The sequence below is a fragment of the Streptomyces sp. NPDC020490 genome, from assembly GCF_044335305.1.
GTDB lineage: Bacteria > Actinomycetota > Actinomycetes > Streptomycetales > Streptomycetaceae > Streptomyces.
Genome location: NZ_JBIRUY010000052.1, coordinates 30,961 through 50,927 on the forward strand (window position 1 = coordinate 30,961; position 19,967 = coordinate 50,927).

At 72.2% G+C, this 19,967-nt stretch carries 19 protein-coding genes; 14 read left to right on the forward strand and 5 right to left on the reverse strand.

Going from position 1 to position 19,967, the window contains the following annotated elements; all coding sequences use genetic code 11:
• Nucleotides 1-46: 46 nt before the first annotated feature.
• Together ACH4ZX_RS36895 and ACH4ZX_RS36900 are read left to right on the forward strand one after the other, a co-directional pair.
• Nucleotides 47-538, forward strand: coding sequence for a GNAT family N-acetyltransferase (locus ACH4ZX_RS36895; protein WP_398282719.1), 492 nt, complete (start codon nucleotides 47-49; stop codon nucleotides 536-538).
• A 106-nt stretch (nucleotides 539-644) separates the two neighbouring features.
• Nucleotides 645-893: a hypothetical protein gene (locus tag ACH4ZX_RS36900; RefSeq protein ID WP_398282721.1), complete on the forward strand. Its 249-nt coding sequence runs from the start codon at nucleotides 645-647 to the stop codon at nucleotides 891-893.
• On the opposite strand, the gene ACH4ZX_RS36905 is transcribed toward ACH4ZX_RS36900, so the two are convergent.
• A complete protein-coding gene (locus ACH4ZX_RS36905) occupies nucleotides 890-1,492 on the reverse strand; it encodes a DUF4240 domain-containing protein (RefSeq protein WP_398282723.1) in 603 nt (200 codons plus the stop codon). The two genes, ACH4ZX_RS36900 and ACH4ZX_RS36905, sit on opposite strands and share 4 nt — an antisense overlap.
• Nucleotides 1,493-1,611: 119 nt before the next feature.
• Here ACH4ZX_RS36905 and ACH4ZX_RS36910 point away from each other — a divergent pair, with 119 nt between their 5' ends.
• Nucleotides 1,612-2,271, forward strand: a complete 660-nt coding sequence (locus ACH4ZX_RS36910) for a ThuA domain-containing protein (protein WP_398282725.1) — start codon at nucleotides 1,612-1,614, stop codon at nucleotides 2,269-2,271.
• Between the two features lie 381 nt (nucleotides 2,272-2,652).
• Nucleotides 2,653-3,297, forward strand: coding sequence for a dihydrofolate reductase family protein (locus tag ACH4ZX_RS36915; protein WP_398282727.1), 645 nt, complete (start codon nucleotides 2,653-2,655; stop codon nucleotides 3,295-3,297).
• A gap of 109 nt (nucleotides 3,298-3,406) precedes the next feature.
• Here the strand turns inward: ACH4ZX_RS36915 and ACH4ZX_RS36920 are convergent, their stop codons facing one another.
• Nucleotides 3,407-3,934 carry an STM3941 family protein gene (locus ACH4ZX_RS36920; RefSeq protein ID WP_398282729.1) on the reverse strand — a complete coding sequence of 176 codons (528 nt, stop codon included), beginning with the start codon at nucleotides 3,932-3,934 and terminating at the stop codon, nucleotides 3,407-3,409.
• A gap of 29 nt (nucleotides 3,935-3,963) precedes the next feature.
• Nucleotides 3,964-5,028 carry a LacI family DNA-binding transcriptional regulator gene (locus ACH4ZX_RS36925; RefSeq protein ID WP_398282731.1) on the reverse strand — a complete coding sequence of 355 codons (1,065 nt, stop codon included), beginning with the start codon at nucleotides 5,026-5,028 and terminating at the stop codon, nucleotides 3,964-3,966.
• Nucleotides 5,029-5,396: 368 nt separating this feature from the next.
• Between ACH4ZX_RS36925 and ACH4ZX_RS36930 the strand changes: the two genes are divergently transcribed.
• The gene (locus ACH4ZX_RS36930) at nucleotides 5,397-6,971 is read left to right on the forward strand and encodes a carboxylesterase/lipase family protein (protein ID WP_398282755.1); all 1,575 of its coding nucleotides are present in this window, start codon (nucleotides 5,397-5,399) and stop codon (nucleotides 6,969-6,971) included.
• Between the two features lie 459 nt (nucleotides 6,972-7,430).
• Here ACH4ZX_RS36930 and mmuM read toward each other — a convergent pair whose 3' ends face one another.
• Entirely contained in the window at nucleotides 7,431-8,351 is a 921-nt protein-coding gene (gene mmuM / locus ACH4ZX_RS36935; RefSeq protein ID WP_398282733.1) for a homocysteine S-methyltransferase, read from the reverse strand.
• 124 nt (nucleotides 8,352-8,475) lie between these two features.
• On the opposite strand from mmuM, the gene ACH4ZX_RS36940 reads away from it, so the two are divergent.
• The 5 genes from ACH4ZX_RS36940 to ACH4ZX_RS36960 all read left to right on the forward strand — a co-directional run bounded on the left by ACH4ZX_RS36940 (nucleotide 8,476) and on the right by ACH4ZX_RS36960 (nucleotide 13,167).
• Nucleotides 8,476-9,936, forward strand: a complete 1,461-nt coding sequence (locus tag ACH4ZX_RS36940) for an amino acid permease (protein ID WP_398282735.1) — start codon at nucleotides 8,476-8,478, stop codon at nucleotides 9,934-9,936.
• 19 nt (nucleotides 9,937-9,955) lie between these two features.
• Nucleotides 9,956-10,243 (forward strand): hypothetical protein, encoded by a 288-nt coding sequence (locus ACH4ZX_RS36945; protein WP_398282737.1) that lies wholly within the window; start codon nucleotides 9,956-9,958, stop codon nucleotides 10,241-10,243.
• Nucleotides 10,240-10,488, forward strand: a complete 249-nt coding sequence (locus ACH4ZX_RS36950; protein WP_398282739.1) for a hypothetical protein — start codon at nucleotides 10,240-10,242, stop codon at nucleotides 10,486-10,488. The genes ACH4ZX_RS36945 and ACH4ZX_RS36950 overlap by 4 nt, the downstream gene beginning before the upstream one ends.
• A 140-nt stretch (nucleotides 10,489-10,628) precedes the next feature.
• Nucleotides 10,629-11,753, forward strand: coding sequence for a family 43 glycosylhydrolase (locus tag ACH4ZX_RS36955; protein ID WP_398282741.1), 1,125 nt, complete (start codon nucleotides 10,629-10,631; stop codon nucleotides 11,751-11,753).
• A gap of 1 nt (nucleotide 11,754) precedes the next feature.
• Complete coding sequence (locus ACH4ZX_RS36960) at nucleotides 11,755-13,167, forward strand: RICIN domain-containing protein (RefSeq protein ID WP_398282743.1); 1,413 nt, start codon at nucleotides 11,755-11,757, stop codon at nucleotides 13,165-13,167.
• A gap of 2 nt (nucleotides 13,168-13,169) precedes the next feature.
• Here ACH4ZX_RS36960 and ACH4ZX_RS36965 read toward each other — a convergent pair whose 3' ends face one another.
• Entirely contained in the window at nucleotides 13,170-14,849 is a 1,680-nt protein-coding gene (locus ACH4ZX_RS36965; protein ID WP_398282745.1) for a rhamnogalacturonan lyase B N-terminal domain-containing protein, read from the reverse strand.
• Between the two features lie 195 nt (nucleotides 14,850-15,044).
• On the opposite strand from ACH4ZX_RS36965, the gene ACH4ZX_RS36970 reads away from it, so the two are divergent.
• From ACH4ZX_RS36970 to ACH4ZX_RS36985, 4 genes are all read left to right on the forward strand, one after another.
• Entirely contained in the window at nucleotides 15,045-15,848 is an 804-nt protein-coding gene (locus ACH4ZX_RS36970; protein ID WP_398282747.1) for a rhamnogalacturonan acetylesterase, read from the forward strand.
• 311 nt (nucleotides 15,849-16,159) lie between these two features.
• Nucleotides 16,160-17,869 carry a DUF2264 domain-containing protein gene (locus ACH4ZX_RS36975; protein ID WP_398282749.1) on the forward strand — a complete coding sequence of 570 codons (1,710 nt, stop codon included), beginning with the start codon at nucleotides 16,160-16,162 and terminating at the stop codon, nucleotides 17,867-17,869.
• Nucleotides 17,870-18,270: 401 nt separating this feature from the next.
• Nucleotides 18,271-18,729, forward strand: a complete 459-nt coding sequence (locus ACH4ZX_RS36980; protein WP_398282751.1) for a hypothetical protein — start codon at nucleotides 18,271-18,273, stop codon at nucleotides 18,727-18,729.
• Nucleotides 18,726-19,526: an isocitrate lyase/phosphoenolpyruvate mutase family protein gene (locus ACH4ZX_RS36985; protein WP_398282753.1), complete on the forward strand. Its 801-nt coding sequence runs from the start codon at nucleotides 18,726-18,728 to the stop codon at nucleotides 19,524-19,526. Before ACH4ZX_RS36980 ends, ACH4ZX_RS36985 begins: the two co-directional genes overlap by 4 nt.
• Nucleotides 19,527-19,967: the final 441 nt, after the last annotated feature.

The following is a 19,967-nucleotide window of genomic DNA, read 5'->3' on the forward strand; positions in this document are numbered from 1 at the left end:
GGGCCGGAGGCTGGCGGGAAGCCACACTCGAAGGGAAGCCCGCCCCATGCCGCACCCCTCTCCACCTGCCGTGGTCTCCTCGATCGCCTCACAAAGTGATGCCGACGCGTTCCGCGCGTTGAACGAGGAGTGGATCTCCCGCCTGTTCACCCTCCAGGAAGAGGACCGCGCGGTTCTCGGAGATCCGTTCGGCCGCATCGTGGGCCCGGGCGGCGATGTGCTCCTGGCGCGTGAGCGGGGCAGCGGTGCCGTGGTCGGATGCATCGCGCTCCTGGTCCATCCGGGCGCCGTGTTCGAGCTGGCGAAGATGGCCGTGGCGCCCGCCGCGCAGGGCCGCGGCATCGGCCGTCGGCTCATGGCCGCAGCGATCGACCGGGCCCGGGCACTCGGCGCGGCCCGGCTGTTCCTCGGCACGAACCACAAGCTGGCCCCCGCCGTCCACCTGTACGAGGACGCCGGCTTCGTCAGGATCACCCGCGACCGCCTCCCGGTGGCCGACTATTACGCCCGCGCCGACATCCTCATGGAACTGAGGTGACCCCGGCCCCGATCGCGTTGTCCCCGTGGGGCTCGGCTACGGTCTGGCCTTCTCCGGAGGACGCACGAAGACATTCGGCCCGCGGGACCGTAGACCGGGAGAGGGCATGACGCACAGCTCTTACGCCGAAGACGTCATAGGACCTGACGACGTCACCTTCTCCGACGCGTGGTTCTTCGCCGGGTTCTTCCTCTTCGGAATCGTCGCGGTGGCACACGCCGTCCGGCGTCTCAGGAAGGACGAGGAACGCAGCATCAAGCAGGGCTGTGTACTGGCCTGGTGCGCCACCATGTACCTGGGCCTGACCCTGTACGCCTTCGTCTGGGCCTTGGTCCACGCCATCGACAACAGCTAGAACATGAGGAACTGTCCGCCGCAGTTCTCAAGTCGGTCCGGTCCAGGACCGAGATGGAGCGCGGCCAGCCGCGGCAGACGCCGGCACATCTGCTGGGCGTCGTCGAAGTCGAACGACTCGCCCATGCCCTCGCCGTCCTCCTCTTCGGCCATGGTGCGAGCATCGGTGTAGGCGTCCCATGCCTCCCAGAAGGCGTCCGAGTCACCGGTCAGCCGCTCGTACGCACGGGACGACACGAAGTTGAAGTCTTCGTCGAAGATGACGTCCTGGTCCCCTGTGGCTGCCGCGGTACGTACGGCAGGATGCCCGGCGAGGGCGTCCGGGCAGGCGGCCGCCCGTTCGTACCACTCGCGTCCGAGGGCCACCAGGCCCGCCGTGAAGTCGTCGAACCGGTCATCGGAGCAGCCCCCGCCGATCAGGTAGGCGGCTGCCCACACGTCCCAGCGGTGGACCGTGTCGCGCGGACGGGAGAAGCGCTGTTCAAAGGCGAGGATCTCTTCCGCGGGCAGGGCCGATAGATGCTCGACGACGACGGCGTCGAGCGGCTCGGCACTGTCCTTCGCGGCGTCGAGCATGCGCCAGAACGCTTCGGTTTCCATGGCGGGCAGTCTGCCAGGGCGCTACGACACCCTCCTGGGCGTCCACGTCGGCTCCGCGCACGAGTCGTGCGTTCAGCGGCGACCCCGCCGGGCACGGCCCTCGCATAGACTCGGGTGCCATGGCGTCCCGGCTTCTGGTTCACACGCGTACCGCCGACTACCGGCACGACTCCATTCCGGCCGCTGTCGCCGCCGTGCGGGCGCTGGGTGGTTTCGAGGTGGAGCACACCGAGGATCCCGCCGCTCTGGAAGGGCCGTTGGAGGCGTACGCGGCCGTCGTGTTCCTCTCCACCAGCGGGGACATCCTCACCCCGGCGGGGCGGCAGCGGCTGGCCGGGTACGTGGAGGCGGGCGGCGGGTTCGCCGGGGTGCACGCGGCGGCCTGCACGGAGTACGGCTGGCCGTACTACGGCGAACTCCTCGGGGCCCGGTTCGACCGGCACCCCGACTACCAGCCGGGCCGGGTGATCGTGGAGGAGCGTGGCCATCCGGCCACCCGACACCTTTCCTCCGTCTGGGAGTTCACCGACGAGTGGTACGACTTCCGCTCCAACCCGCGCGGCACGGCACGGATTCTGCTGCGCGCCGACGAGTCGTCGTACGACGGCGGACGCATGGGTGACGACCATCCGCTGGCGTGGTGCCGGGAGCAGGGCCGGGGACGCGTCTTCTACACGGCCCTCGGCCACGCCGCCGACGCCTGTGCCGACCCTGACTTCCTCGCCCACCTGCGGGGCGGCATCGGGTGGGCGGCGCGGCTGGCGGAGAGCGCGTCCTGAAATTCCGCTTCCGCTTCGGACGGAGCGCGACCGTCAAGGCTCAGGCGGGCTCGGGAGCGCCCGCGCCGGTCCGGCGCAGCAGCTCCTCCACGACGGCGCGGGTGGCCGCGGGGTGCGGGTGTGGGTGCTGGTGTGGATGCGGGAGCAGGTGTGGCTGTGGACACGGCTCGTCACTCCGATCCGGCGTTCGCGGCCGGCTGACGCGGTGAGATCGGGATTCTCGCCACAGCCGACAGTCCGGTGCGATTACCTCCCTGGTAAGGGTGGGGAGCAACGAGATCCGCGGCAGAGTGGGTGAAAGTCGCGGGTCGATGTCGATCCGGCCGCGTCCCGTTCGACGTCATGGTGTCCGACGCCTGACGAGAAGACACGAGGAAGCATATGGATCAACTGCTGAGAGTCATGAACTTCAGCGTCTCGAGTGACGGAATCGGTGCCGGTGAGCACCAGAGTCTCGAGCGGCCGTTCGGCCACGTCCGTCCCGAGCGGCTGTTCGCCTGGGCCGGAGCGACGGCGAGTTGGCCCATGCGTACGGATGCCGGGGGGAGCCGGGGCCTCGACGACTACTTCACGCGGGACTTCGCACGCAACATCGGTGCCGAGATCATGGGCCGCAACAAGTTCGGGCCCCAGCGCGGGCCCTGGCAGGACCATGAGTGGCGCGGCTGGTGGGGGGAGGAGCCGCCGTTCCGCACGCCGGTGTTCGTCATGACTCACCACAAGCGTCCGTCGTTCACGCTCTCCGACACCACGTTCCACTTCGTCGACGGCGACCCGGCCACGGTGCTCGAACGGGCGCGGGAAGCGGCGCAGGGCAAGGACGTCCGGCTCGGCGGCGGGGTCACCACCGTCCGGCAGTTCCTCGACGCCGGCCTCGTCGACGCCATGCACGTGGCGGTCCTGCCGGTGGAGCTCGGGTCCGGACTGCGGCTCTGGGAGTCCCCCGATGAACTGCTCGACCGCTTCCACCTGGAGGTCGTGCCCAGCCCGAGCGGCGTGACGCACCACCTGTTCTGGCGCAGGTGACGCGAGGGCCCGCTCGAGGTCGGGCCGCGACCGCGAGCAGGGCGTCCGCCCCGGCGGACGCCCTGCTCGCTCGTGATCGATGCGTCCGGCCGGTGGCCGGCGGGCGCGCTCAGTCCAGTATCGCGAGTCCGGGGCGGTGGCGCCGCATCGCGTCCAGGACCGCCTCGGGCGGCACCGACAGGGTGTTCGTGGCCATGTTGGCCGGACCGAAGCCGAGGCGTGCGTTCATGGCCGCGGTGCGGCGGACGAGCCCGGGCGCTCCGGCCAGATAGGCGTCCGGGTCGTGCAGCACCAGCTCGATGAACCGGTGCGAGGTGTGACGTACCCGGTGTTCGCGTATCCGCACGGCGGCTATCTCGTCCCAGCGGAGCCGGCCCAGGCTCACGTGGTCCACGCCCGCGTCGTCCAGCACCAGCTCCGGCCGGTCGCGGAGCAGGCGCTGGATGATGATCACCGCGCAGAGCCCGAAGAAGGGCACGGTCAGCGCCCCCGTCACGATCATCGTCACGGTGCTGTGGGCGACCAGGAAGAAGATGCCCAGAGCGACGAAGCCCAGGGAGCCGGCCAGCATGGCCCATACGCGGCCCTTGGCCATCCGGTAGACCGTCGGGGGCAGCGGAACGCCGTTGTTGATCACGGGCTCAGACGATAGGGCCGGAGCCCTCGTCAGCGGAAGCCTCCTGGCTCCTGACCGGCGGGCGCCGCCGTGCTCGACCGTTCCACCAGGCGGGTCGACAGCTCCGTGCGGGTGCTCTCCGGGCGGTCGCCGTCCATCATGCGGACCAGCAGGCGGAGGGCGGTCGCCGCCATCTCCGACAGCGGCTGGCGGACGGTCGTCAGCGGCGGGGCGATCCAACGGGACTCGGGCAGATCGCCGAAACCGACGACGCTGATGTCGTCGGGCACCCGCAGGCCCCGCTCCGCCAGCGCCCCGTACACGCCGAGCGCCATGCGGTCCGAGCAGAGGAACACCGCCGTCGGCGGCTCCGGCAGGTCGAGGAGGTCCAGCACGCGGCGGCCGGCGGCGCCCTCGTCGGCGCCGGTGTGACGGATGTACTCGGGGCGGTGCCGTATCCCGGCCGACGCGAGCGCCGAGCGGTACCCGGCGATCCGGGCGTCGCCGCACATCGTGTGCCGCCGCCCCGCCACGACCGCGATCCGCTCGTGGCCGAGGGCGAGCAGGTGCTCGGTCGCCGTGACGCCGCCCTGCCAGTTCGCCGCGCCCACCGACACCACGCCGGACGGCGGTTCGACCGCCGGGTCGATCATCACGAACGGGATGCGGTGTTCCACCAGCCAGGCGTACTGCGACGGGGTCAGGTCGGCCAGGTTGCACAGCACCCCCGCCGAGCCGCGCGCGATCAGCTTGTCCAGCCAGCCGCGCTCCGGCCGGCCGCCCCGCGTCCGGGCCGGCCCCGCGGAGACCACCACCTCCAGCCCCGCGTCGTGGGCCGCCGACTCCACCCCGTGCAGCACCGCCCCCGCCCCGGACGTGTCGAGCGCCTGCACGACGAGGTCCACCAGGCCCGGCGCCCGCCCCGCGTCGAACCGGGGCCTGCGGACGTAGCCCAGCCGGTCCAGCGTCTCCATGACCCGGCGGCGGGTCTCCGGAGCCACGTCCTCGCGGCCGTTGACCACCTTGGACGCGGTCGGCACGGACACTCCGGCCTCGCGGGCCACCACGGCCAGCGTCGGACCGGAGGACGCGCTCGCACTCCCCGTTCGGCCCATCGGGAAACCACCTCTCCGGCCCGCCCGAGGGCCATCGGATAGTAAGCGCTTCCTACCCTAGGTTCGCCACAAGATCTCGGGAAGAGGCGGGAGTCGGCGGCTCGCGACGGCCCCGGACGGTCGAAGTGACATGGGCATGCCCCGCTCCGACCGGAATACCGGGCGCGGGTGTGGTGCTCTGGTTGTGCACGGTGCAGTGGCGCGGTGAGGAGGCTGGTGGCGCGATGACGGCAGACCAGACAGACCCCGTGGAATCCGTGGACTCCGTGAACCCCCTGGACTCCTTGGACCCCGTGAACCCCCTGGACCCCTTGGACCCCGTGGACCCCGTGGAGAGCCCCGAGGGTCCTGAAGGCCCCGAGGGCCCCGTGGTGCGCACGCCGTACGGAGCGGTGCGAGGCCGGTTCGAGCACGGGATCGCGGTGTTCCGGGGCATCCCGTACGCCGCGCCCCCGTTCGGGCCGCGCCGGTTCCGGCCGCCCGTGCCGCCCGAGCCCTGGGACGGGGTGCGGGACGCCGGCGGCTTCGGGCCGACGCCGCCGAAACCGCCGTACTCCGAAGCCTTCCGGAAGTACCTGTCCGACCCGGTCGTGCCCGGCGACGACTGCCTGAACCTCAACGTCTGGACCCCCGAGCCGGGCCCCGGCGCGCGGCTTCCGGTGCTGGTGTGGCTGCACGGGGGCGCCCTGACCAGGGGATCCTCCGCCGTGCCGGTCTACGACGGCCGCACCTTCGCGCGTGACGGTGTGGTCTGTGTCTCGGTCAACTACCGGCTGGGCGTCGAGGGTTACGGCCTCTTCCCGGACGCCCCCGCCAACCCCGGCCTGCGCGACCAGCTCGCCGCGCTGAAGTGGGTGCACGAGTCGGTCGAGGCCTTCGGCGGCGACCCCGGCCGTATCACCCTGGCCGGACAGTCGGCCGGCGCGATCAGTGCCGGCGCCCTGCTCGCCGCCCCGCAGGCGCAGGGGCTCGTGCGGCGCGCCGTGCTGCAGAGCGGCCCGCCGGAGACCTCCGACCGGGACAAGGTACGGCGGATGGTGCGCCGCATGGCGACCCGGCTGAAGGTCCCGGCCACCGCGGCCGCCTTCGCCGAGGTCGACCGCGACCTGCTGCTGCGCACCCAGGCCGAGGTCGGCCGGCTCAGCAGCCCCGTGCTCGGCGGTCCCGCCTTCGGCATCGTCGCCGACGGGGACGTCGTTCCCCGCGACCCGCTTCAGGCGTTGGCGGCCGGCGAGGCGGCGGCCGGCGTCGAACTCCTGATGGGCTGGACGAGCGACGAGTACCGGCTGTGGCTGGTGCCCGGCGGGCTGCTGGAACGCGTCGACCGGCTCGGCACGGTCGCCCTGGCCGGCGCGATGGCCCGCTGCCGCTGCGGCGCCGAGGTGCCCCGCGGCTACCGGGCCCTGTACCCGGACGCCGGCGCCGCCGAGATCGTCGGCCAGATGGTCACCGACCACCTGCTGCGCGGCCCGCTGCAGCGGCTGGCCGACGCCCGGACGGGCACGTCGTACCTCTACGAGTTCGCCTGGCCCTCGCTGCTGCCCGGCCTGGGCGCCTGCCACGCGCTGGAACTCGGCTTCGTCTTCGACACCGGCCACGTGCCCGAGTCGGCCAGGCTGGCGGGCGAGGGCGCGCCGCAGGACCTCGCCGACGCGATGCACGGGGCCTGGGTACGCTTCGCGACCGACGGCGACCCCGGCTGGCAGCCCTGGGACGCCTCGCACCCGGTGCGGGTCTTCGGCGCGGGCGAGCCGCACACCGCGTACGGCCCGCGGGACGCGGCGCTGGCACTGTGGAGCGGCCCCGCGGACGGTCCCTCGCGGGCCCTGCCGCGGGCTCCCGCGATGGCGGCAGCCTCCGCCGACGGCTCACCCGCCCGGGACCCGGAGCCGCGCTCGGCCGTACGACGGCTACGGCTGCCGGGGACCGTCCGGCGGCCGTGAGGACGGTTGGGGCGGCTGTTGGGGTCGCCGGGGTGGCTCACGCCGCCGGTGACCGGTGACCGGTGATCGGTGACCGATGACCGATGACCGGCCGTCGGCGTCCGGTGAACAGTGACCGGACGCCGGCGACGCGCTGCGGCGGCCGGTGACCAGCCGCGGGGGCTCGGTGGACCGGTGACTGGTCAGGCCGCCCGCAGCGGGACGGAGACGGCCGGGCGCCGGGGAGGCCGGCCCCGGCCGCAGGCGTCCGGCGGCCAGTTGTAGCCGCCGACGATCAGCGGTGTCCGCCAGTGACGAGCGGTAGCCGCTGGCGGCCAACTGTGGCCGTTGGCGACCAGCCGTCGGCGACCTGTGTCCGGTGACTGCCGCGACCGGTGACTGATGATCCGTGACCGGTGACCCGCAACCGGTGACCCGCAACCAGTCACCCGCGACCAGTACCCCGTGACCGGTGACCCGTCAGGCCGCCCGCAGCGTCTCCGCGATGCCCGCGATCGCCTCCGGACCCACTCGGCAGCACCCCCCGATGAGCCGTGCCCCGGCCTCCCGCCAGCCCCTCACCTGATCGGCGGAGAAGGTGGAGTCGCCCTTCCAGGAGCGGGCCGCGGCGTCCCACGACTCGCCGCTGTTGGGGTAGGCGACGGCGGGCCTGCCGGTGACCCGGACGGCCGTGGCGACGGCGGCGGCCACGTCCTGCGGGGCACAGCAGTTGACGCCGACCGCGATCACCTCGTCCACGTCGGCGGCGAGGGCGAACGCCTCCTCCAGGGGCTGCCCGGCGCGGGTGCGGTCGCCGTCCACGCTGTACGACAGCCACACCGGCACCCCGAGCCCGCGCACCGCCCGCAGCAGCGCCGCGGCCTCGTCGGCGTCCGGCACCGTCTCCAGCGCGAGCACGTCGGGACCGGCCGCGGCCAGCACCTCGATGCGCGGGCGGTGGAACGCCTCCAGCTCGGCCACGCTCAGCCCGTACCGGCCGCGGTACTCGGAGCCGTCCGCGAGCATCGCGCCGTACGGGCCCACCGAGGCCGCCACCCACAGCCGGCGCCCGGCGTCCGCCCGCCGCGCCGCCTCACGGGCCGACTCCACGCTGAGGGCGAGCAGTTCGGCCGCCCTGTCCCGCCCGATGCCGCGCTTCCCGAACCCCTCGAAGGTGGCCTGGTAGCTCGCGGTGATCGCGATGTCGGCGCCCGCGCGGAAGTAGGCGAGGTGCGCCTCGGTCACCGCTTCGGGACGCTCGGCGAGCAGCCGCGCCGACCACAGCTCGTCGCTCAGGTCGTGCCCGGCGGACTCGAGCTGGTTGGACATGCCGCCGTCGAGGACGACGGCGCGGCCGGCGGAGACGGCCTCGGCGAGGGAGGACGGGATGGTGCTGGTCATGCCCCGACGCTAGTCGAAGAGGTGCGCGGCAACCGAGTGTGTCCAGCAAATGAACAGATCGCCCACCATGTGGGATGCGGCGTTACGATCAGGCCCTCCCCGTCCCCCTCCCCAGGGAACCGCCATGCCTCCGACCAAGCCCGCCGAGACGAACGAACCGTCCCGGCGGTCCGCCACCTCAGCCACCTCGGCCACGCCACCCACCTCAGCGCCCGAGGCGCCGGCGGCGCCCGAGGCGCCCGAAGCCGCCCAGGCCGCCCCGCGCCGCCGCACCTTCGGCCTCGCCGCCGCAACCGCGCTGGTCATGGGCAACATCATCGGCGGCGGCATCTTCGCGCTGCCCGCCGCCGTCGCCCCGTACGGCACGGTCAGCCTGCTCGCCTTCGTGGTGCTGTCCTTCGCGGCCGTCCTGCTCGCCCTGCTCTTCGGGAAGCTGGCCCGCCGCAGCCCGGTCACCGGCGGCCTGTACGTCTACCCGCGCGACGCCTTCGGTCCCTTCGCCGGGTTCCTGTCCGCGTGGTCGTACTGGACGATGTGCTGGGTCAGCATCGCCGCCCTCGCCGTCGCGGTCGTCGGGTACGTCGACGTCCTGATACCCCTGCACGGCAACCACGCCCTGGAGGCCGTCGTCGCCCTCGCCGCGCTGTGGCTGCCGGCGGCCGCGAACTTCGCCGGGACCCGCTGGGTCGGCGCGGTCCAGGTCGTCTCCACGGTGCTGAAGTTCGTGCCGCTGCTGCTGGTCGCCACGGTCGGCCTGTTCTTCGTCGACACGGACAACTTCGGCCCGTTCAACGCCTCCGGCCAGAGCGTCTCCGGCGCGCTGGCCGCCTCGGCCGCGTTGCTGCTGTACAGCTTCCTCGGCGTCGAGTCGGCCGCGGTGAGCGCGGGCGAGGTCGAGGACGCCGAGCGCACCGTCGGCCGGGCGAGCGTCCTCGGCACCCTCGGCTCCGCCCTCGTCTACCTCCTCGGCGCGGTCGCCGTCTTCGGTCTCGTCCCGCACGACGAACTGGCCCGCTCCGGGGCCCCGTTCGCCGACGCGGTGAACGCGATCACCGGCGGCTCCTGGGGCGGCACCGCCATCGCGCTCGTCGCCGTCGCCTCGATCACCGGCTGCCTCAACGGCTGGATCCTGCTGGCCGCGCAGATGCCGTACGCGGCCGCCCGCGACGGGCTGTTCCCGAAGCCCTTCGCCAAGGTGGGCAAGGGCGGCGTGCCCGGCTTCGGGGTGTGGGCGGTGGCCGTCCTCGGCACGCTCCTGATCGGCCTCAACTACACGGCGGGCCCGGACACCACCTTCCGCGTCCTCGTCCTGATCACCACGTTCACCGGCTGCGTGCCGTACCTGCTGTCGGCCGCAGCGCAGCTGTACTGGCTCGCCCGGGGCTCCCGCGCCCGCGTCCGCCCGGCCGGCCTCGCCCGCGACCTGGTCGTCGCCGGCCTGTCCTTCGGATTCTCCTTCTGGCTGATCGCGGGCGCCGGTTACGCGGCCGTCTACCAGGGCGTGCTGTTCCTCTTCGCGGGCATTCCGGTGTACGTCTGGCTGCGGGGACGCCAGGAGGGGGCGGCGACCGCGGAGACCGCCTGAACACGGGTTCCTGCAGATCATGGAGTCGCTGCCCCGCTCCCTGAGCCACCTCGACCAGCGGCCCGCGAACCTCCGCTCGCACGACCCGGACGGCGTCCTGTGCGACTGGGCGTTCACCGGCGACGGCGCGCTCGGCGAGGACCTCGGCAACTACCTCCCGGACTCGGTCTTCGACCCGTTCGTCCCGGCCGCCCATCTGCCCGGGTACGCCGCGGCGGCCTACGCGGCATACCTGCACGGGCTGCGCGAGAGCGCTGGCGCGGTGAGGAGCGGCTCGTCCGGATCGCGGTGTGCGCCCCCGCCGTGAAGTACGACTGGCTCACCGCGCTGATGCTTGCCCGCGCGGGGGAGGAGCAGCCGGACTACGGCGGCGCCCGGAAGGTCTCCGCCGAACGCCGCTACCGCGAGCGCGGGGCGGCGCTCGCCTTCCTCGCCGGCTGGGCGGCCGAGGCGCGTGCGCCGGTGCCCCGGCTCGGGTTTCCGGAGGCGCCGAGCGGGCGCCTCGGGTACCGCTGCGAAAGCGCTCTCTGTTCATCCCGTCCAACCCGTTGACCTCCTCCTCCCACACCCATACCTTTTCCGCGTTCGTGATGACAGATGACGTTCGGAGTATCGAACGTCCGAGTGTCGGGTGTCCTGACGCCCCTGGCCGGAACGTCCACCGCCCACCTCCCCCCACGAGAGGCAGCCGTATGAGCCGCGACGACGACCTGCCGCAAGTCCCCAGCCGCCGACTGGTCCTGAAGGGAGCCGCCCTCGCCGCGGGCGCCCTGGCGGTCACCCCGGCGATCTCCGCCACCGCCGCCACCGCCGCTTCCGCCACCGATGCCCCCGCCCGGGGGCCGGAGGCCGCGGCCCCCTACCTGAATCCGCTGGTCCGGCAGCGCGCCGACCCGCACATCCACCGCCACGCGGACGGCCTGTACTACTTCACCGCCACCGTCCCCGAGTACGACCGCATCGTGCTGCGCCGCTCGCCGACGCTGAACGGCCTCGCCACCGCGGCCGAGTCGGTCATCTGGACCAAGCACGCCACCGGCGTGATGGGCGCCCACATCTGGGCGCCGGAGATCCACCGCATCGGCGGCAAGTGGTACGTCTACTTCGCCTCCGCGCCGGCCGAGAGCGTGTGGGACATCCGCATCTGGGTCCTGGAGAACGCCGACCCCGACCCGTTCCGCGGGACCTGGGTGGAGAAGGGCCGGATCAAGACCGCCTGGGAGACGTTCTCGCTCGACGCCACCACCTTCACCCACCGCGGCACCCGCTACCTCGCCTGGGCCCAGCACGAGCCCGGCATGGACAACAACACCGCCCTGTGGCTGTCCGAGATGGAGAACCCCTGGACCCTCAAGGGACCCCAAGTGCGGCTGTCCACACCGGAGTACGACTGGGAGTGCGTCGGCTACAAGGTCAACGAGGGGCCCGCGGTCATCAAGCACGACGGCCGCCTGTTCATGTCGTACTCGGCCAGCGCCACCGACTGGCACTACTGCCTGGGCCTGCTCACCGTCGACGCGGACGCCGACCTCATGGACCCGGCGAACTGGACCAAGTCGCCGACGCCGGTCTTCACCAGCAACGACACCACCCGGCAGTACGGCCCCGGCCACAACTGCTTCACGGTCGCCGAGGACGGCCGCACCGACGTCCTCGTCTACCACGCCCGCCAGTACAAGGAGATCACCGGCGATCCGCTGAACGACCCCAACCGCCACACCCGCGTCCAGCCGCTCGGCTGGAAACCCGACGGCACCCCCGACTTCGGCGTCCCCGTCGCCGACACGGCGGCCGGCCTCGCGACGGAAGGAGCCTGAGATGAGACGCGCGTACGCGGTCCTGCTCGCCCTCTGGCTGGGGCTGGCGGGCACCCTGGTGACCGCCGGGCCCGCCCGGGCCGCGACCCAGACGATCATCAACGGCACGCAGTTCACCGACACTTCGGGCAACGCCGTGCACGCCCACGGCGGCGGCGTCATCAAGGTCGGCTCCTACTACTACTGGTTCGGTGAGAACCGCAACGCCGACAACACCTTCCGCTCCGTGGACGCCTACCGCTCCACCGACCTGAAGACCTGGGAGTTCAGGAACCACGTGCTGACCCAGGCCGGCGCCGCGGAGCTGGCCACCGCCTACATCGAGCGGCCCAAGGTCATGTACAACGCCTCCACCGGCCAGTTCGTCATGTGGATGCACAAGGAGAACGGCACCGACTACAGCGAGGCCCGCGCCGCCGTCGCCGTCTCCGCCACCGTCGACGGCACTTACACCTACCAGGGCAGCTTCCGGCCCCTCGGCCAGTACATGTCCCGCGACCTCACGACCTTCGTCGACAGCGACGGCACCGGCTACATGGTGTCGGCCGCCAACGAGAACTACGACCTGCACATCTACCGCCTCACCGCCGACTACACCGGCATCGCCGGCCTCGTCGCCAACCCGTGGGCGGGCGGCCACCGCGAGGCGCCGGCGCTGTTCAAGCGGAACGGCGTGTACTTCATGCTCACCTCCGGCGCGACCGGCTGGAGCCCCAACCAGCAGCAGTACGCCACCGCGAGCAGCCTGTCCGGCCCGTGGACCGCGATGACGAACGTCGGCGACTCCACCGCCTACGGCTCGCAGACCGCGTACGTCCTGCCCGTGCAGGGCACGTCGGGCACCTCGTACCTCTACCTGGGCGACCGCTGGGGCAACTCCTTCGGCGGCACCGTCGACGACTCCCGCTACGTGTGGCTGCCGCTGACCTTCCCGACCTCCACCACGATGTCCATGTCCTGGTACCCGGAGGTCACCGTGGACACCGCCGCCGGCACGGTCGGCGGGACGAGCGCCGCGTACGAGACGCTGGTCGCGCGGCACAGCGGCAGGTGTGCCGACGTCACCAGCCAGTCGCAGTGGCAGGGCGCCCAGATCAAGCAGCACGACTGCAACGGCGGCAACAACCAGAAGTACTGGTTCAAGTCCCTCGGCGGCGGCTACTACCAGCTCGTGACCCGGCACAGCTCCCTGTGCGTGCAGGAGAACGCCGCCACCGTCACCCAGGAGAACTGCGACGCCTCGGCCACCGCCCAGCAGTGGTCGGTCGTCACGTCCGGGTCCTACGTGAACATCAAGTCCCGCGCGAGCGGCGAGTGCCTGGACGTGTCCGGCGCGTCCACCGCCAACTCCGCCGCGATCATCACGTACACCTGCAACGGAGGCGCCAACCAGCAGTGGACGCGCGGGTCCTGAGATCAGGCCAGCAGGTCGATCGCGTCGATCGACGTGCCCGCGCTGAGGAAGGACGTCGAACCCGAGCCGCTCGCCACGTAGATCTTCAGCGTGTTGTACGCGCTGGTGTCCGTCAGCCACGCGGACGCCGGGACGCTGTAGGTGAACGTGTAGTTGTTGCCCCGGTAGGAGCCGACGGTCAGCGACCGGGTGCTCGGCTGGGCGGGCGGCGAGGGGACGGCGGAGCTCCAGGCGTCGTTCACGACGACCTGCGGGCGGCCGTTGGCGTAGGCCGTCGTCACACCGATGCGCAGGGTGTGTGCGGCGGCGGCCTGCGCGGCCGTCAGCCGGAAGTAGACGACGATGCCGCTGTTGACGTCCTTCCACAGGTAGCAGGGGAAGGCGGAGGTCTCGGTGCCGCTGCCGATCACCACGTTGCCGGTCCAGGACGCGGCCCGGACGTCGGACGGATGCGCGTACGTCATCAGGTCGGCGTTCTTGAAACCGGCGGGCGTGCCGTTCCAGTCGCCGATGCGCCAGATCGCGGTCGCGTTGCCGGGGTCGTTGGAGGACGGGACCGTGATCGTGTTGAGCGTGGTCGTCGCCCCCGCGGACACCGTCACCGAGGTGGTGTACACGGCGAGTTCGCCCTTGAAGACGGTCAGCGTGTACGTCCCCGGCAGCACCCCGGCGATCGAGAAGTATCCGTCCGAGGAGCGCGCCGAACCCCAGTACTGGGCGGCCGAGTTGGCGAGCCCGACCGTGTACGGGTACGCCGTGTTCCGGCCGCTGATGCCCACCCCGGCGACCCGGCCGCGCCCGCTCGCGGGCACGTACCCGGAGATGCCGAGCGAGTCGGCCCACGAGGTGTCCATGTTGGCGTGGTACAGCGCGGACGAGGGGGCTCCGCCGTCCGTGAAGGCGATGACGTAGGGGCCCTGCAGGCCGAAGCGCTGGGCCTCCGTCTGGTTCTCGCCGTAGTACAGGATCTCGTACAGGCCGCCGCCGTCCGCGCTCTGGTGACGCAGCAGCGAGCGGTAGAAGGGGCCGCCGGAGGCCTTCTCGTGGTTGGAGCGCACGACGTACAGGCCCACGCCGCCCGAACTCCAGCCGATGTAGTCGTAGTCGATGACCCTGAGGTTCGAGTAGTGCTTGGAGCGGGTCTGGCCGTCTGACTTCGCGAACACGTCCGAGGCCTCGATGGTGGTGGGCGCGTAGGTGTAGGAGTCGGGCGCGTCGTTGAGGAACATGCCGGCCTTGACGCGCACGATGTAGCGGGTGGCGGAGACCGAGTCGTCCGCCTTGTTCGTCCACAGGTAGACGTTGTTCTCGCCGCTGCGGGCCGCGTAGTAGTGCTTCAGCGTGCCGTACGCGACGGAGACCAGGATCGTCGAACCGGACTGCTTGATCGTCACGGTAGAGGTGCCTAGGCCGGACTCGACGTGCGAGTTCCTGCCGCCGTAGCCCTGGTACTCGGTGCCCTTGTGGACGAGCGAGGTCAGGTCGCCGTTGGTCTTGCTGACCTTGAAGACGAGACCGGCGCCGGTGTCGACGACGTAGTTCGAGCCGTCGTCGGTGTAGCCGAAGCTCGCGGCGGACGCCGACGGCGCGAGCGGGCCGGCGAGGGCGGCCGAACCGGCGACGGCGGCGCCGCCGAGCACGAAGGTACGGCGGCCGACCGCTCTGTTCGCGGTGTCGGACATGGGGGTGCCTCCTTCGGAAGCGGTGGGGAGTGCGGGTGCCTGTGAGGGTGACAGTTGAAACGATTTTGCGAAAGGGCTTTCGCGCAGCGGAAGTTGACGATGATGTGAATGCGGTCCTAGGTCTGGAAAGCGCTTGCTCGCGGGCGGTACCGTCCAGCCGCCAGGCCTTGCCGACCTGCTTCCTAGGAGCCGTCAATGAGACGTTTCAACCTCGCCGTGCTGGCCGCGCTCACCCTGGGCGCCGGGCTGACGGCCGTACCGGCCGCCCAGGCCCACGACGCCGGCCGGCCGCTCGGCCTCGAGAACTGCACCGCCACCGCCTGCCACTTCGACGTCCCGCCCGGCACGTACGACGTGCGGGTGCTGCTCGGCGGCGACTCCACGGTCTGCGACCAGCCGGGCGACCCCTACTCCGGCTGGGGCCAGCAGCTTCCGCAGTACCTGCGCAGGGGGCTGTCCGTCGCCAACTACGCGGATTCCGGTGAGAGTACCGTCAGTTACCTGGGGAACACGCAACTGTGGGGTACCGTAAAGCCGTTGATCCGCCCCGGCGACCTGGTCCTGATCCAGCTCGCCCACAACGACAAGACGACCGACGAGGCGACCTACCGCGCCAACCTGGAGACGCTGGTGGCGGGCGTGCGGGAGAAGGGCGGTGAACCGGTGCTGGTGACGCCCATCGTGCGGCGCTGGTTCAACTCCGACGGCACCCTGAACAACAACACCGCGCTGCTGGTCAACGGGCTCGGCGTGGACCATCCTGCCGTCATCCGGTCCGTCGCGGCCGCGGAGGGCGTACCGTTGATCGACCTCACGGCCAGGACCAAGGCGCTGGTGGAGTCCCTCGGCGTCGAAGGCTCCAAGGCGATCTACCTCTACAACGAGAAGAAGGACAACACCCACACCTCCGTGCACGGCGCGACCGTGTACGCGGGCCTGGTGCGCGACGAACTCGTCGCCCAGCACCTGGTGCCCGAGCATCTGGTGCGGGTGGACTGAGACCCTGGGGCGTCCCGACCGGAACCGGGGCGCCCCAGGCCTGACCGGCCGGTGAGGGACGGGATCCCCGGGGAAGATCCGCCGGGGAAGATCCGCCGAGGAGATCCCCGGGAAGATCCGCCGGGAGAGCGCCTCCGGTGAGCCCCTGGTGAGCCCCCATGAGTCCCCGTGATCCGCCGTGATCCGCCGTGATCGGCCGTGATCGGCCGGAAGAGATCCTCTGGTGAGCCCCTGGTGAGCCGCTGGAAGAGATCCTCGATGAGTCGCCGGTGGGGAGCCGCCGGAACAGAGCCGACGCCGAAAGAGAGTCCATGGAACTGCCGCCCGACGACCGTGCCCTCAGCCCGCACACCGGCTTCACCCGCGCCCACTGGGAGGCCGCCGCCGACGCCCTGCTCGCGGCGATCGAGCCGTACGCGGCCGAGGGCGGCGCGCTCTACCACCTGCCCGGCGACCGCGCGAGCTGGTCCGGGCGGCTCTCCGACGGCCTGGAGGGCTACGCCCGCACGCTGCTGCTGGCGGCCTTCCGCCGCGACGAGACCGTCCTCCAGCGGTACGCCGACGGACTCGCGGCCGGCGTCGCGGGCGTCTGGCCCCGGATCGAGGACCGCGGGCAGCCGCTCGTCGAGGCCGCCTCCATCGCCCTCGCGCTGCGCCTGACCCGGCCGCTGCTGTGGGACCGGCTGGACGACGCCGTGCGCCTGCGGGCGGCGGCCTGGCTGGGCGACGCCCTCACGGCCGAACCGTGGCCCTGCAACTGGGAGTTGTTCCCGGTCACGGTGGGCGGCTTCCTCGAGGAGATCGGCCACGAGCCGCAGGCGTCCCGCCAGGCCGTCGACCGCGGCCTGGAACGCATCGAGAAGTGGTACGTCGGCGACGGCTGGTACACCGACGGTGACGGCCGCAAGTTCGACTACTACAACGGCTGGGCCATGCACCTCTACCCGGTGCTGCACGCCTGGCTGGCCGGCGACGCCCGGCTGCTGGAGCTGTACGGCGGCCGCCTGGAACGCCATCTGGCCGACTACGCGCGCCTGTTCGACGCTGACGGCGCCCCGATGCACCAGGGCCGCTCCCTCACCTACCGGTTCGCGACCACGGCCCCGCTGTGGCTGGGCGCGCTGTGCGGCCGTACGCCACTGGCGCCGGGGGAGACCCGGCGGCTGGCGTCCGGGGCGCTGCGGTACTTCCTGGAGCGGGGCGCGGCCGACTCCCGCGGTCTGCTCACCCTCGGCTGGCACGGGCCCGACCCGTCGGTGCTTCAGGGCTATTCGGGGCCGGCGTCACCGTACTGGGCGAGCAAGGGCTTCCTCGGCCTGCTCCTCCCGCCCGACCACGAGGTGTGGACGGCCGCCGAGGAACCCGGCCCGGCCGAACGCGCCGACGCGGTCACGCCCGTCGCGCCCCCCAACTGGCTGCTGCAGTCGACCCGTTCGGACGGCCTGGTGCGCCTGCACAACCACGGCAGCGAGGACGTCCGCTACGACCCGTACTACACGCGCCTCGCCTACTCGACCGCGACGCGCCCTTCGGCGTCGTACGACAACAGCGTCCTCGTCGGCGACGACCCCGCCCGCACCGGCATCGAGCCGCTGGGCGTGGGCGACGGCTGGGCGGCGTCCCGGCACACGGCGGGCGGCGGCGCGAAGGTGACCGCCGTGGTGCTCGCGCGCGGGGCGGTGGAGGTACGGGCCTTCCGGGTGACCGGCGCGCGGCCGGGCACGCCGGTCCGGGTGACCGGCTGGACGGCACCCCCGGAGGGCGTGCGCGCCGAACTCGCCCCCGCCGCAGGCCTGTCCGACACCCTCACCGGCACCACCGGCGACGGCCCCACCCTGTTCGTCGCCCTGGCCCGCCTGACGGGAGAACCGGATCCGGCGCCCTTGCCGGAGACGGTGAGCGTATGGACCGACGGGGAGGGTGACGGGGACGGTGACTTGACGGTGCGGTGGAGCGGGGAGGAAGCAGCCATCCGAATCCGGCTGAACGACGACGGGGTCCAGGTCCTCCCACACCCCTGAGCCTCACGACGCCCCTCCGGCAGCCGGTGCCCGGACCTCGCCGGGTGCGATGTCCGGTCCCTTCGGGCGGGGTTGTCCGGCCTTCTTCTGCGGTCGAGGTCCGGCCCTCTTCGGGCGGGAGATGTTCGGCCTTCCTCTGCGGTCGAGGTCCGGCCCCTTCCGGCGGGCGATGCCTGGCCTTCCCCAGCGGCCGATGGCCGGCCTTCTCCGGCGGGTGTTGTCCGGCCTTCTTGGCGGCGCCCGGCCGCTTCCGGCGGGGATTGTCCGGCCTTTCTCCGAAGGCCGGTGTCCGGCCCTTCCGGCGGCCGGTGCCCGGCGCCCTCCCGCGGCCGCTGCCCGGCGCTCTGCGCCACGTCGACGCTTCGGTCGGGGCCGAAGTGCCCGGCGCCTAGCGTGGCGGTATGAGTGACAGCGCGCAGGAAACGCCCGCGCAGGCCGTCGTCGGGATGGTCGAGCACGTTCTCGCCCTCGCCGCGACCTGGACGCACTGGGACGGCAGGCCCGTACCGGCCGACGACCGTGTGTACACCCCGCACAAGGCGATCCGCCGGGTCGCCGATCACCTCGTCGACCATCTGGCCGAGATGGAGGCCCGCCTGGCGGGCGAGGAGCCGCAGCCGGATCACTGGCACGCGTCCGCGGTGACCGGCGAGGCGGACCTCGCCCCCTTCACCCGGCAGGACCTCGACGAGGCACGCAGCCGGCTCACCCGGCTCGCCCGCATCTGGGCCAACCGCCTCGACGCCCTCAGCGACGACCAGCTCGACCACTCGCCCGGCCAGGGCTGGAGCTTCCGCCGACTGGCGCTGCACCTCGCGGGATCCACGTACTACGCCGACGCGCTCGGAGACCTGTCGTGACCGCGTTCGCCGACCTGCACCACGCCGACGAGCGCCTGCTGCTGCCCAACGCCTGGGACCACGCCTCGGCCACCGCGCTGGCCGCCCAGGGTTTCCCGGCCGTCGCGACGACCAGTCTCGGTGTCGCCGCGGCCGCCGGGCTGCCCGACGGCGCGTCGGCGACCGGCGACGAGACCCTCCGGCTCGCCCTGGTCCTGGGCAGCGAGCCGTTCCTGCTGTCGGTCGACGCGGAGGGCGGCTTCAGCGACGACCCCGACGAGGTGGGGGAGTTCGCGCGACAACTGGCGGTCGTCGGCGCCGTCGGCGTCAACCTGGAGGACGGTCTCGGGCCCGTCCGGCGGCACGCCGCGAAGATCGCCGCGGTGAAGGCCGCCGCGCCGGGCCTCTTCGTCAACGCCCGCACCGACACCCACTGGCTGGGCGAGGGGGACGCCGAGGACACCCTGCGCCGCCTGGACGCCTACCAGGAGGCGGGCGCGGACGGCGTCTTCGTGCCCGGACTGACCGACCCCCGGCGGATCGCCGCCCTGGTGAGTCACCTGGACGTGCCCCTGAACGTCCTCTACTCGCCCGACGGCCCCGCCCTCCCGCACCTCGCCGATCTCGGCGTGCGCCGCGTCAGCCTCGGCTCCCTGCTGTACCGGCGGGCGCTGGGCGCCGCCCTGGAGGCGGTGGCGGACATCCGCGCGGGCAGGACCCCGCGGGGCCGGACACCGGCGTACGCCGACGTCGCGCCGGCCTGCCGCCGTGGCGTCCCGCCTCACCGCGCCGTGCCCGGTGAGAATTGGCAGAGCTGACGCTTTCGTGGATATCACATCCGTTGGGACTCATCACCGGCGAGGGACCGAGGAACCATGGACATGGACATGGACATGGACATCCCCGGCGACAGGCGCCTCGCGGCAGCCGTCGTGATGGACGACCGGGAACGGGTGCTCCTGGTGCGCCGGAGTGAGTAGGAACGGTTCCTGCCCCGTGCCAGGCTTCCCGGCCAGCCGACGAATCGCGCGGTCCCGTTCGTCCCGCGCGGGCCGGGTGGAGCGCCGTCGGATCTCAAGTGGCCCCGTCCCATCCGCTGTTGCGCCAAGGCGCGCTCCCTCCCCCGGGACGGCACGTGATCTCCGCGAAGACTCCAGTCCAGGGCCCTAGACGAGTAAGTCCTATGTCCTGGGCTGACGATCAGGCGTGAACAGAGGGTGTTCAAGATCATGTTGTGACGCAAGATCTGAACACCCTCT